The organism is Fangia hongkongensis FSC776 = DSM 21703 (assembly GCF_000379445.1).
Taxonomy (GTDB): Bacteria; Pseudomonadota; Gammaproteobacteria; order Francisellales; family Francisellaceae; genus Fangia; species Fangia hongkongensis.
The window spans coordinates 94,265-108,128 of sequence record NZ_KB902262.1; the positions used below are offsets into that span (position 1 = coordinate 94,265).

Annotated in this window: 10 protein-coding genes; 9 read left to right on the forward strand and 1 reads right to left on the reverse strand. The window is 38.1% G+C overall.

Going from position 1 to position 13,864, the window contains the following annotated elements; all coding sequences use genetic code 11:
- Nucleotides 1-38: 38 nt before the first annotated feature.
- Both A37Q_RS0108785 and A37Q_RS0108790 read left to right on the forward strand, forming a co-directional pair.
- Complete coding sequence (locus tag A37Q_RS0108785) at nt 39-1,601, forward strand: RHS repeat domain-containing protein (RefSeq protein ID WP_018299907.1); 1,563 nt, start codon at nt 39-41, stop codon at nt 1,599-1,601.
- A gap of 72 nt (nt 1,602-1,673) precedes the next feature.
- Nucleotides 1,674-3,338, forward strand: coding sequence for an RHS repeat-associated core domain-containing protein (locus A37Q_RS0108790; protein WP_018299908.1), 1,665 nt, complete (start codon nt 1,674-1,676; stop codon nt 3,336-3,338).
- A gap of 128 nt (nt 3,339-3,466) precedes the next feature.
- On the opposite strand, the gene A37Q_RS0108795 is transcribed toward A37Q_RS0108790, so the two are convergent.
- Nucleotides 3,467-4,702: an SLC13 family permease gene (locus A37Q_RS0108795; RefSeq protein WP_018299909.1), complete on the reverse strand. Its 1,236-nt coding sequence runs from the start codon at nt 4,700-4,702 to the stop codon at nt 3,467-3,469.
- Nucleotides 4,703-4,986: 284 nt separating this feature from the next.
- Between A37Q_RS0108795 and A37Q_RS0108800 the strand changes: the two genes are divergently transcribed.
- The 7 genes from A37Q_RS0108800 to A37Q_RS0108830 all read left to right on the forward strand — a co-directional run bounded on the left by A37Q_RS0108800 (nt 4,987) and on the right by A37Q_RS0108830 (nt 13,719).
- Nucleotides 4,987-6,060: a hypothetical protein gene (locus tag A37Q_RS0108800; protein WP_018299910.1), complete on the forward strand. Its 1,074-nt coding sequence runs from the start codon at nt 4,987-4,989 to the stop codon at nt 6,058-6,060.
- Nucleotides 6,061-6,070: 10 nt separating this feature from the next.
- Complete coding sequence (locus tag A37Q_RS0108805) at nt 6,071-6,898, forward strand: hypothetical protein (RefSeq protein WP_018299911.1); 828 nt, start codon at nt 6,071-6,073, stop codon at nt 6,896-6,898.
- A 7-nt stretch (nt 6,899-6,905) separates the two neighbouring features.
- Nucleotides 6,906-9,515 (forward strand): WD40/YVTN/BNR-like repeat-containing protein, encoded by a 2,610-nt coding sequence (locus A37Q_RS0108810; RefSeq protein ID WP_018299912.1) that lies wholly within the window; start codon nt 6,906-6,908, stop codon nt 9,513-9,515.
- 182 nt (nt 9,516-9,697) lie between these two features.
- A complete protein-coding gene (locus A37Q_RS15085) occupies nt 9,698-10,720 on the forward strand; it encodes a hypothetical protein (RefSeq protein WP_018299913.1) in 1,023 nt (340 codons plus the stop codon).
- 16 nt (nt 10,721-10,736) lie between these two features.
- Nucleotides 10,737-12,005: an ATP-grasp domain-containing protein gene (locus A37Q_RS0108820; RefSeq protein WP_018299914.1), complete on the forward strand. Its 1,269-nt coding sequence runs from the start codon at nt 10,737-10,739 to the stop codon at nt 12,003-12,005.
- Nucleotide 12,006: 1 nt separating this feature from the next.
- The gene (locus A37Q_RS0108825) at nt 12,007-13,062 is read left to right on the forward strand and encodes an MFS transporter (RefSeq protein WP_018299915.1); all 1,056 of its coding nucleotides are present in this window, start codon (nt 12,007-12,009) and stop codon (nt 13,060-13,062) included.
- A gap of 90 nt (nt 13,063-13,152) precedes the next feature.
- Nucleotides 13,153-13,719, forward strand: coding sequence for a flavodoxin family protein (locus tag A37Q_RS0108830; RefSeq protein ID WP_018299916.1), 567 nt, complete (start codon nt 13,153-13,155; stop codon nt 13,717-13,719).
- The last annotated feature ends 145 nt before the right edge of the window (nt 13,720-13,864 follow it).

A 13,864-nucleotide genomic window follows, 5' to 3' on the forward strand; every position in this document is an offset into this window, starting at 1 on the left:
GAAGTGATTGAGTTAAAGTTAATTGGTATAGGTATGTTATGGGGAAAAATTTCAGAAAAGTCATTGTGATGATGATCTTGATTTGTTCTCTTATTTATGTGGCATGGGCAGGTGGTAAGACAATTGATGCCTATCAGTTTTGTTATGATGATAATGGTAACCTTCTAGTCATCACAAAAAATGAAATACAAATAACCGAATACCAGTATAATAATTTAAATCAGCTTGATCGCGTTCAATCTCAATCTGAGGGTACATATCACTATGGCTATTATGCCAATGGGCAAAGAGCGTTAAAAGAAGATGTGACTGAAGCGACAGTGATACGGTTTTATTATGGCAAACAGGGGAAGCTTTTAAATGAAAGTTATACTGAGGATCATATTCTAAAACAGCAAAGTAGTTATTTCTCAGGCACTCGTTTTATTCAAGCGGTTTCAAGTGAGAATGACAGCATGTTGCAAACACCTCTGGCAATTCGTAAGAATAATCCACTAAGCGTTGATTTATCAGCAGGTGTCAGCACAAAAGAGAGCGTTCATTTAGATAACTATGGGCGTCAAAGTGATGAGAACCAGGATAATTGTTCAGACCAGCACGCTCAAAGTAGCGCTAATATGGCTGATGTATTTCACTTTGATCAGAATCCATTTATCTATGGTCAAGGATATTATGATAGTGAGTCTGGTTTGAATTTTCAAAGAGCACGCTATTATGATCCGAAAGATGCGCGTTTTATTTCTCAAGATTCTCAAAATTTAGTCAATCGTTATAACTATGCCAATAGTAACCCTGTGATGAATTATGATCCAAGTGGGCATAATGCCATTCAAAAGATTATGCCACATAGTAAAGCGGATAAAATTGGCATCGCTCTTGCGGGTGTTGCTTTAATGATTGCAACTGATGGACTTATTTCTTCTTTTGCTGCGCCAGAGATAATAGCTGGTAAATCTATTGCTGAAAGTGCTGTATTTTTAACAAAAAAGCAAATTGCCGCGAGTATATTTAATTTGAGTAAAAATGAAGGTATTTTAATGGCCATGGGCTATTGGCAAGAAGGCAGTACAAAAGCAGCACTTAATACGGCTGGTTTTTCGCATCATGCAGAGGGATTTGTAGTAAATCTAAGCTCAGCTATTGCATGGATGGCTGTTGGCACCAGTTATGACCTTGAAAAAGCAATGACTTCAAGGCTCGTAAAGACAAAAGGGGCTGACCTTGCAACAACTGGCTTGTTAGAGAGGCGAACTTCATCTTGGGTGTTAGAAGGGTTGGCATCAAATGTCGTTGCGCAGGAAGTCAGTGCGCTTTATCAGCAAAAACCAGAGATTAATTATGGATCACTCTTATTGTCACTGCAAATTGGTATTCACTGGGATCTTCTATTAGAGCAAGAAGTATTTGCAAACCCTTATCTTCGCTCACTTGTTGGTACTGGATGGGGGGCTACAGTTAATTATTTACATGATGCGGTATTAACCGATAGTTTTATAGATAAAGATGAACAATCAGCCAATGCCTATATTTCAAATGCTATGATGTATGGTGCTTTTTTCTCTACGATGCCTGGACAATGGAAAATTAAAACAAATGATTAAATAATTTGTTTACCAAATGTTTTTTTTTGATTACTATTATGACTGTCAGTCAAAATAATCATGGGAGTTAAGATGCGTGATCATAATCTTAAACAGTTGTTAATGGGGAGTGCTCAAGTGTTAAAAGAAAAACCACTATTAAAATATAGCGCTGTATGTATATTAAGCGTGTTATTAATAAACAGAGCATTGGCATCGAATATATCAGCTATAGGGAGTGTTAAAACAGTTGAAAGTATCTCAAGTTATGTTTATCAGTATGATGCAAATGGCAATACCACTTTGGTAATGAAGGATAATCAAAAGGAGTATACCTATCAGTATAATGTCATTAATCAAATGAGCGATATGAGGGATGTTTTACAAAATAGCAGTTATCACTATGCGTATTATGCTAATGGGGCAAGGTCAGTTAAAATGGCGATTGATAGTGGTGAGGAGATTCACTTTTACTATGGTCAAAGAGGGAAGCTCTTGAATGAAAGTGATGTGATGAATAATACGGTTGATCAAACAAGTAGTTACTTTGCTGGTTTGCGTTTTGTGGAGAATAAGACAAACCCATTAGATAGTATTCTCATCGAGCCGCTAGGCTTAAGATATAACATGCCAGCAAGTTTGAGTGTCTCATCGGGGGTGGTAAGTGCAAGCAGCTATCATATTGAAGATTATGGGCGACTTGATAATACGAATGCCAATGTTTCAGAGGGTTCTGGAGAAACAAAAGGGCTTCACTTTGACGGAAATCCTTTTATTTATGGGGCAGGATATTATGACAGCGAATCTGGGCTTAATTTTCAGCGAGCACGTTACTATGATCCAGCCTCAGGTCGTTTTATCGCACAGGATAATAAAGATCTTATCAATCGCTATAACTATGATAATGCCAATCCTGTAATGAACTATGATCCAAGTGGTCATAGTGCACTGGATACAATCACACACGCTATGGGCACAAGAGAGGGCACTAATGTTATGGCAGGTGTTGGGATGCTACTCTCTGGGATATCAATTATGGCGGCAGTGCCAACAGGAGGCTCATCAATACTCATTGCTGGTGAGGTGCTTGGCTTTACATCAGGGTTAAGTACTATGATTGGTCAGAATATCTCCGCTGGGGCAATGCATGACAATAAAAAATGGGATTTAGCAGCTGAGATTATGGGCACAGCCTCCCTTGCGATTGGTGTTGGAGGGATTATGAGCAGCATTAAAAATGGCTATAAGATTGGACTAACCTTTGATGATGAGGTGGAGGCTGCAATGAAAAGAAGTACAACTATGGGAACCACTGTTAGCGAGAATTCTACTGGAGGAGTTAGAGCTGTTGCTGTGAGTGAAGATCAAAAAACACAAGGCGTAACAGCTATTATTGAGACAAATATCAACTCTGATGCAAGAACCTTCCAGCGTGTAGGGGAAGGTAGTGGTATGAAGGTCAGAGTATACAAGTTTAAAAGCGCTAAGATTGCACATGGTTTTGAAGCAAGTGTAACTGAACAGCAGCTAACAGGATTTCGTTTGCCGCTTTCGAGACAAGCTAAATATAGAGGATTTGAAGTGGTGCAAGAGCAAGGTCAGCCAGCTTTAGAAGGAAGTGTAGCCGAAGCTTCAGCAGAAACGGATCCATTGCTTGCATCACCTCTACCCGAGTCTACCTCCAGTAATAATACAATGCAAGTTAATACGGATCCACAGACTGAGGTGGATACAGGCACTGAGATTACACCTCTATAGACATTATGACGCAAAAAAGACGGGAAGAGCTTAAGCCAATAGCCTATCCTTAAGCTCACTAAGTTAGCAATATTCAAAAAATAGGGTATCAAATATTTCAAACTGTTGATCAGGTCATTTAAACCAGATTATATGCTGAAGTAGTAAATAGCAAAAAAGCATAAGCTTAGGGTGAATCCGATAGTAAAAAACGACAAAAACCGAAAGGCAAATACTTTTGCCTTTTCTGCATATTGAAAAATGATAACATTACTTGCAGCGCCAAGCATACTAATATTGCCAGAGAGTGTGCTGCCAACAGCGAGCGCCATTAAGAGCTCTGTTGCATGTGTATGTTGGCTTAATAATGGTAAAAGTAGCATCACCGCAGGCACATTAGAGAGCACTTGGCTTAATAGAAAACCAATGATAATTAAACTAAAGGGGTTAACAAGCCAATTTTGATGCGTTTGTAAAAAAGACTGCGTGACCTCTGTCATCCAAACAGCGTGCATAAAGATAAACATGGCAATGAAAAAGAGGATGCTGTGCCAGTCTACATGCTTTATTACGTTTATGCGCTTTGGGTAAAAAAATAAAATGGGAATGCAAGCAATAAGCGCAATTGTTGTCAATGAAATAAAAGCGCTGGCGGTGATAGTAAACAGTATTTTGATGATAATTAGCACAAGAAAACTTGCCATTGACAGCATAATTGGCCATAGGGCCTTTTTCTCTATATTGAGGGGGAGGACTTCGCTTGCTGGCATTATAATCGGTGCAGCTAAGGCTTTTCGATAAACAAATCCCACTAACCTATGGCATAGATACAATGTGATAAGGCTTGGGAGAAATAAATAACTGAAAAAGCTATTAAATGGTGTGCTTAATGTGTTGGCAATAAGAAGGTTTTGCGGATTACCAATGGGGCTAAAAAGGCTGCCGATGGTGCTACTAAAGGCAAGCGTGTATAAATAGGGTTTGGCATTAAGATTAAAGCGCTGAATAAGTGGTAATAGAATGCCAATGCCGATAACAGCAATAGTATCGTTTAAAAGGAGCGCGGAGAGCAAGCCACTACTAAAACAAACAAGAAATAAAAGTTTTTGCTGAGAGGGCTGCTTGGATAGGTGCTTTAATAGCGCAAGATCTAATATTTTACTATCTTGCAAGGCGCTACCAATAAAAAATACAGCGATCAAGTAAAAAATAGTCGCAAAATCAATGGCGTGAAATGCCGATTGAATCGAGATGTTTCCACTTGCAATCACAACCAGAGCACAGATAGACATAACAAACCAAAGTGGTAAGGAAAAGCGTCCTATTTTGCGCACAGAGGCGCTAATTAGCACAAAAACAAGCAAGTATAGCGGTAGATAGTGCAATGTATTTTTTCTTAAACAGCTATTAAATCAGTATACCGTTTGTAGATGAAATTACTAGACACCTATTTCCCTTATCTTCTCCATCCTTTGAGCGTGAAATATCTTGAAAAGGCCAATAATTAAATCATATGATTAAAAAATATATTTAAATCCATTGATTATCATATAAAATATTGTTACTATTTTGATCAGGTTATCAGATGAGGCAGTGGAACGTATTACTCATTTGGAAATGATAATGCTGAAATTAAGTTAAATTAGATGAAAATGGGGTGAAATTAGTAATGGGAAAAGAACTATTAATTGTAATCAGCATGAGCTTAAGTGTGATAAGCGCTTATGCTGATCCACACCGAGAGGTGAGCTTCGGTCAGATTAATGTGCTAAATAATGGATCTGGTGTGCTTTTATGCGGCATTGGTGGTATGCCAAGCTATACAGGGAGCTATAATGAGCAAAATGTCAGTGGGGAAAAGTTTCTACTGCCTTATATGAAAAGTCCAGTAGGGGAGCATTATGATCATGATGATCCGATGGGAAGTGGAGCCATGTCACCTTATTTTGCCTATTATGCGAATAGTAATGGTAAGAATATGGCGATGTTTACAGTCGATGGCTGGGTGACAGATACAAGCTATAACGCTTCAACATCAAAAGATTATATCTATGATCCGGTATCACTTGATTATTACAGTTATGATGCCAATGATACGATGCGAAACTTGATTCGTGTTGGTGTAGGAGCGGCATATATTATTACGCCGAATCAATATAATAAAGATCTTGATGGGACAGATCATTTAAATCCATTTAGTACCGATGTGTTTAGCTCGCAAAATTTAAACTATGTTAGTTTTTCTCAGCTGGAGCCTAAATCTGGTTGGTATGACAATGGTTATACTGCTTGGGGAAATCAGTGGTTTACACATCAATATATTATGCAAAATGGTACCTTTAGCCATGCATTTAAATTTTTGCAAGATTTCGCCTCTGATCATACGGATAAATATGATCAGCCTGAGTCGATGGGTGTTGCTTGTTTGGTGTATGACTCATTGGATGATGCCAAAGCAAGAGCGCCTTATGGCCAAGGATTAATTGGCAGCTTTAAAATTCGCTTTAAGATCGATCCGGCAAGTGAATCGGCAAGTGTTGTTCCTGAATCTTATGATCCAAAGATTATTGTCAGTCAAAGCTACTCATCGACATTAGCTAAGACTAGAAAGACTAAAGGTTCAAAACACGGCGCTAAAAGCATGCTAAGTAACCTTAAAGAGCCCTCTCTTGGCGGGGCGCCTGGTGTAGATGAAGACCAGAATCAAACAGCCATCATTAAAACCTATACTATTAATTATTAAGGGACGAAAAATGAAGTTTATTAATACCTTATCAAGCATGTTATTGGCTACTTTTTTACTAGAAAATGCTTATGCTGGAATCGATCAAGAAACACATGTTGAAGTCAATATTTACAATCAAACACAGGATTTATCATTAAGGTGCTATGGTGAACCCATTCGTCAAGGGGATGTGGGGAATATGTATGACAATATGGATTATGTCAATATTGGTAATAATGATATAGATAGAGGCCGCTTGATTGCAGATAGCTCGCCGGCGCATCATTATAATATCGATGCAGAAACGATCTATGCGGATTTTGTTGATTATGCCAATACGTATAATGTTAGTTGGGCGGTCTGTTATGTTTATCCAAGTGTCCATTTAAGTTGTATGGATACGAATTATCAAAGTGTGCCCGTTGATATTACGGATAAAACCTCTGCCAATGCCTATGCCTATAGCACAGGGTATATTGGAGGCCCTGACCCTTGGATCTTTTTTGCCCCAGCAACAGACTATGACGATATGCCGCAAGTTGAGCGTTATGATTCACCGATTGCCGTCATTGAAATTGGTATGACACCGATGTCGGATGTTTTTTATAACACCACGCCGCTTTATAACGTTGGTTCACCTTATGCGAGTGTCAACGAAGATGGCAGCGCAAGTTATCACTATGATAATATGGGGAAATTTGACAGCTGTGAGGCCGAAGGATATCAAACAGATAGTACCAAAGCTATTTCTTTTGATGCCAGTCGCTTGCAGTTTTCGATTGTCTATCAACCAATCGCAACAGGCAGCTATAACGATAAATTTTCACTCACGTTAACTGATAATTCAGGTGTTTAATCATATTATGAAAAAGATAATCAAAGCTTTGCCAAGGCTTATTTTGGCTACAGTTTCTTGTGCAGGGGGTAATCTTTTATATGCCTACTCTGATAATTTGTCAGGATATAATATAACCCATATTGCCGAGGATAATATAACACACAGCATTTATGCCGGAACAGATCAAGGACTTTTTGTTAGTAGTGGTGGGATGAAGAATTGGACCCTAAAAACGACAGCAGATGGGTTGCAAGGAAATAAAATTTTGGATATTGCCACTAATGGTAGTGATGTTTATGTAATTGATCAAGATGCAGATGGGATTCGTTATGCAGATGTCTCGCATGATCAAGGACAAAGCTGGACAGTTTTAAGTGATGAATATAGTGGATTATATAAAAATGTAGAGTATGACAATGGGAAACTCTATCTTATGGCTGCTCTTGATAATGCTTCTAGTTCATTTCTTCCAACAGGGTATATTTCAGAGTCACAAGATGGTGGCAAAAGTTGGAAAGATCTCAATTTCCCTGTAGATACGGTTAAAGAAGACTCACTCTCGGTAAGTAGTAATAATTTGTGCTTTGTAGATTGGTGGACGAATTTTTTATATGTTAGCGTAGATGATGGTCAAACATGGAGCTATGATGGCATTTATGATTCATCTGGTGGAAGACCGCATTTAAACTCTGTTGTTTGTGATGCTAAAGACAATGTGGCTATTGTGGCAACGGATAAAGGCACGAATGTTCGCTCGCTTGATTTTCACTCTGCGGGCCCCATGAACATGACAGGTGCAGACACTGAAATTGTTAAAAAGAGCATTGAAGATCCCTTTGGTGAAAATTGGGCAGTGACTGATGATGGGCTCTATATTGGTACAGGTGCGGTTTTAGGGAATTTAAATTATCAAGATTATGCCTCAGAGGAAAGTGCATTGCCATCAAGAATGATCAATGATGTTTATGCGAATAATGAAATTGCTTTAGCTGCAACAGATAATGGGCTTTCCTCACTGATGAAGGTCTTTAAATTCAAAGCAAAAGACACGGTAAATAACATTAATTTCACGCTGTTACCAGCCTATCAAGACACTGCCTATACTGATCAGGGATTTTACCCTGAAATGTTGAGTAATAATGCTTTCCAAGATGGCGTATTTAGCTTTTCTTTGGCGGAAATATGGAATTTAAGTACGCAAAACGCAACTAACTTTGTAAATGATGTTGGTGTGGGGGCTATGTTTGGACTAACCACGAGTGCATCAAGCCCTGATAAATTATATTTTTACTTAGAGGGAACACTTGAAATCAATGGTAGCAAAGTAAGTGAGGCTATTTATTTGGCACAAGGTGATAGTGCTTTTAACTGGTGGGTTGGCGTTCCAAACTCAGTGATGCAAAACGGGATTTTAAGCGTTCATACAGAGGATGGAAAAGAGTATTGCATACAGGGTTACGGCAGTGAGAAAAATGAAGTTACAATTGGTAGTTGTCAAGATGGCGGCGGCGATAGTGGCACGGAGCTTAAGGATAATACCGTTAGGATATATCCTGGAGGTGGTGTGAGTAGTGTATCCTATCAAATGGAAGGCTTTGAGGTCAGTGATGGTCAGCCGTACTCAAGCAGTTTGAAGGAAGATGAATATACCAGCGATGGGTATTTGAAGATTACTTTCTCGGCGGGCAGACACAAGACAGATAAAGTCGCAGATGACTACCGTGGTGCAGTAGGAGATCATTCAAGCTATGGCAGAAACACATCGGCTGACTATCCAGGGTCATTGAATTTCTACATCTATGGACCACTTACGATCAATGGCAGCCCTGTAACGGAGGATGTTTATTTAGCACAGGGGAGTAATGATAGTGGGAATAATTGGTGGTTTGGCTCTAAAAATGCTTGGCAGGATAGTGGTGATTTTATGTGGGTCAAAACAGCCGATGGGCATCAATATTGCATTAGCAATGGGAATGAAGATGATTATACTTTTATGGTGTCAGATAAATGCCCAAGTAATGATACAACGCCGCATATGGCTGAGATTGATATTGATCTAGGAGATGCGATTTACTCAGTTGAATTTAAAATGGATTTGGGTAATACCGTTGTGTCCTCTGGTCAACCACATGCTGATTTGTTATCACGTTATACGCTGAAAGATAATGGCAGTGATGATAATCAGCTACAGATGGTGTTTAATGCTGGTCATCATGAAAGTGACTCAGTGGCAGATAAGTTTAACTCAGGCGATATTGCGGCGATTAACACCTTCTCTGATAATAATGATTATACCAAACCGGGGGAGTTATATTATTACTTCTATGGAGATCTAATCATTAACGGCAGCCCTGTCGTTAATAAGGTCATGTTTGCTGAGGAATCGTTAAGTTTTCATTATGATAGCAATACGGCTTTTGGAATGTACAGCTCGTCAGGATCATGTAAGCGAGATGCGTGGTGGGTAGGCTCTGAAGGGGCAGAAAATGCTGATGGCAATGATAAGCTTGAGCTTTATACCGCCAATCACCAGTGTTATGTGCTTGAAGCTTATGACATGGATGATGGGACTTGTTCGGATGCAGAATATCATGATCATGATCATAAATTCAAACTTTATGGGTGTTATGCATAGTAAGTTGAATAAATGCACGTTCATAAAAGGGTGATATAAAACAAAACCCATGTTTCATTTTAATAACTCCAAGCAATAACATAAAACGATATTCTAGCAGGTAAAATATGTAGCTTCGCTATCTGTATATCCGGTAGCACATGTTTTTTATGGGGTTTAAATAATGTTCATGGGGTTTAATTATGTTGTCGTGTAACCATAGTCAATTAGGAGCGTTTTTTAGAGGAACAACTTTTGATGCTGTGGATTTCTTTAAAAGAGAGATCGCAAGAGAAAGAGTCATTAGCGCAGATTTGAGCTATTTAAATAAGGATTTGTATGCTTGGTGGGAGAGTCGTCAAGATGAAAAAAATTTATATCAACTCAAGATTGAGGTATCACAATTTCTCTTGAACCGTATGTATAAGGCACATAAAAGTTTACTTAATGCATTGGGGGTGAAGGGGCGTTATCTTGCAGCCGTATGTTTTAGTAATATTTTCACAATAGACTCAGCTAAACTTGCATTTGTAATCCATGAGGCGATGTCAGATTTGTTTTATGTAAATGATATTCAATACCCCTATGAAGAGCATAAAGTCTTATATTTAAACTCTTCAGGAATGGACTATGATGAGTGGGGGAAGGGATGGGGGAAAATAAGTCCACATCAAGATGATATTTATGAGGCCATAAGTACTGATTACCTTGCTCTGACTGTTTGTAGAGATACAACGAAGACTCCAACTAGATGCTATTTACCAAAGGATATCGTGGACGGTTTTAGTGATAAGGAGTTGTGGCAGTTAATGAATACAAAGGCAAAGTTTATTTCAGGCAAAAATGTCAGCGGACGGGTGATGTGTAGGGAGTGCAATATAGTTCAATTTAACCCCTTATATGGTATAACCTTCAACCTTGATTTTAGAATAGATAAAAACAATGGCCAGAGGATGGTGGCTATGGATAGCAAGGGAGAATCCTTGCTTCAGAAGTTAAGAGCAAATTTAGCGTCATGCTCTTATGTTGAATCTGTTGCTAAGACGGGAACCTTCTTTATTGTAGCAAATCACAAGGTTCTTCACTCAAGAGCAGCATTACCTCAGACAGTAAAAGGGTGGGAGAGTAAGCAAAATCATTTTGGTGAGTTGCCCTCACGCTTACTTTATAGAAGCAAGGGTAATCGAAAGAGTCTAGCGTTTGATGATATAGCCAAGTTTCACTAAAAAGTTGAGAGTATATATGAAGCTTCAAGATGTGGTTATTGTATTTGGATATAATAATACGAGAATTTATGATATAGAAAAGATAAAATTACTGTGCTGGGAGAGATTTAAAGCCGTTATTTTGTTATGTAAAGATGATATTAATGATCAAGATAGATTAATAACAGATTATACGCTTCAGGTGGTGTTGGAAAAACATCTGGAGGAAAAAATTAAAGATGCGCTAGTGGTTATTGATGAATATGTATACAAAAATAAATTAAACCCAGTTGCCTGTTTGCCCTTTTCAGATAAAGGTGTTCCTTTGGGAGCTTACTATGCTAAACATATAGGGTTAAAAGGCGATGGGGTGACTTCTTCGTTTGCCTGTGTAAATAAGATTGCATTTAGAAAGTTAGAGCAAGAAAAAGCTGCTCCCTTATGGTATAGGAAGCCTTTTTTTAAGTCATTGTATTCTTATGGTGATGCGTTAGAGGTGCTTCAAAATGCTGAATTTCCAATTTTTTTAAAGCCTGCATGTGAAGGGAATAGCAGAGGGTGTATGAAAGTTGAAAACTTTGAGCAATTTCTTGAGAATCAAGACTTTTTCTCTCATTATTTTTCCGAAGGTATTATCGCAGAGCAGTGTATAGAGGATTGTGATGAATATAGTGTTGATGGGGTTAATGGAGTATATGTGGTCACGGAGAAAAAAACATCTAAAGGAAAATATCGTGTAGAGATACAGCATACAATTCCAGCGCCTATAGATGCTGATGTTTACAATAAGCTGATTGAAGCGGGGAGATATGTCGCGGCAACTACAGGCAGCAATGGTGGTGCAATTCATCATGAGTTTTTCCTCAGAGAATCTACAGGCGAGGTTTTTTGTGTCGAGCCCAATAGACGCCCTGCTGGAATGAAACTTTGGGATTTTGCTAATGAGTCATTTGGCAGGTTAAATTACTGGAATCAGTGGTTAGATTGGGCGTATGGGAAAAATATAGAGCATGAAAAGGGAATGTTAAAAAGAGAGTTCTATACTTCTGTTAGGATGCTTATTGGGGAAAAAAATGGTCATATAAAATGTATAGATCATCATTACATTGAACAACTGAATTTATCAAATAGTCATATTATTGATATTGAAATTACAAAAAAAGTAGGTGATATGGTTGTTAATGAGCCGAAAGATAATAGTGATTTTATCGGGTATATTGTCTGTAAATCCAAGACAGTATCAGACTTACATATGCTATTAAGCTGCATTGAAAAAAAGGTTTCAATTGCTATTGTGATTGAATAACATGAACATTTTTATTTCTAGAGCCGTATCTGCACTTTGCTTATTCTTAATATTGGCCGAAGCAAACCTATGGTTGAATGGCATTGATAACACTATTTTTGTGCTAGGATATAGGCTCTTTATAATTGTCACCCCAATCTTGTTTGCCATTTTTAGAAATAGACTGACTTTTTTTGCGTTTGTTTTGGCTGAAGTTGGTTTGTTCCTTTGGATTATGCATATAGATTTAATTGGAACAGTATTGATTTCCCTTGGGTTAGCGGTTAGTGGGTATATGATAAAGTATTATGTGGCATCGACAAAAAAAGGCGTATCTGGAAATAAAATAGCACTTAATGTAGGAAGTTTACTATCTGGTCTGCTTATTTTTATAACGCAAAATAGGTTGATTATGCTGCTTGCATGCATGGTTTTAATTGTGACATCTTCAATGTCTTTTTTACTATTTTATAAAGCAAACAAATTTAAAGATTTAAGCATAAAGAAAAGCCATTTCTCTTATGTGGGAATAGTATCAAAACGCGCAATAGCTTGGTGTATTGTTGGTTTTGTGTCAGGTGTGAAGCTAATCGCTATCGTGTCAATATTGCCTCAGTTTATGCTTCAGGCATTAAACGGGAAGCTCCCTGCTTGGTATGGTTTGATGTTGAGCTTAAATTGTTTGGTGATCATTATACTGCAAGTTCCAATTATAAGGGTGGTTTCTAGGCTTGAGACAATCAAAGTATTTGTACCTCTTGCTATTGGCATGCTGATAATAATGTTGTCCTACTTTTTCGACCTCAATTCCTTTTTGGGTGCATTTATTTGGACTTTTTTTCTGTCGATTATTGAGTGTGCAATTACGTATTTAGATAAATTGGCTAGAGAGGATGATTTACTCTTAGTGAAAGAGGCAGCAGTGGGGATCGGAAGTGCTGTAACGGTTTGTGTAGTTAGAAGTGTTTCATCAAATTACAGTGCTTTTTTGGTAGGCTTGATTTCATTAGCTTTATTATTAGTGGGCATGACGCTATTTTTCTCAGATCAAAAAGAGAGTGTGATAAATGCTCGCTAGAGTTATTTGCAATAGAATAAAGCAAAATGATGTACGATCATCATAGTCATGATACACTGTAGAGAGTTAAGAATAATTCTCATCTAGATTATGAAAAATGTTGCGATTGTCTATTTCAGTGGTTATGGGCATACCAAAAAAATAGCAGAGCATATTAAAATTGGCATCGAGCAACTGCCAAATGTGTATGCGAGTTTATTAAGTGTGGATGAAATCCACGATGTTGATGCACTGAATGATTATGAGGCGATTATTTTCGGTGCGCCAACCTATATGGGATCAGTGCCGTATCAGTTTAAAAAGTTTATGGATGATGCCTCGAAAATCTGGTTAAAACAAGGCTGGAAAAATAAACTTGCTGCGGGTTTTACCAATTCAGGTGCATTAAGTGGAGATAAATTCAATGTGTTAATGCAGCTTTGTACCTTTGCCTGTCAACAAGGAATGCTATGGTTATCCCTTGGAGTTGACAATACCTCCAATCAAGGCGAGCATACAAGTGGTCATTTGGAGGCGCTTAATCGTATGGGCGGCTCACTTGGATTGATGACACAATCTGAAAATGATATACCTGAGGTCACGCCACCATCTGGAGATAAGCGTACAGCTGAGCTCTTTGGACAAAGAATTGCGGAGTTTGTGCTTAGACTAAACTGATTGGAGTGATACTAGAACAAGAACAAGCGTTTTTTATTTTAATAGCCTAATGATAACTTAACTTGATTAGAATCCCATCCTCAATGTTGATTTAATTTACTTTCTTGAAGATGATGAGATGTCTTAAAATAATTATTTTTATGCT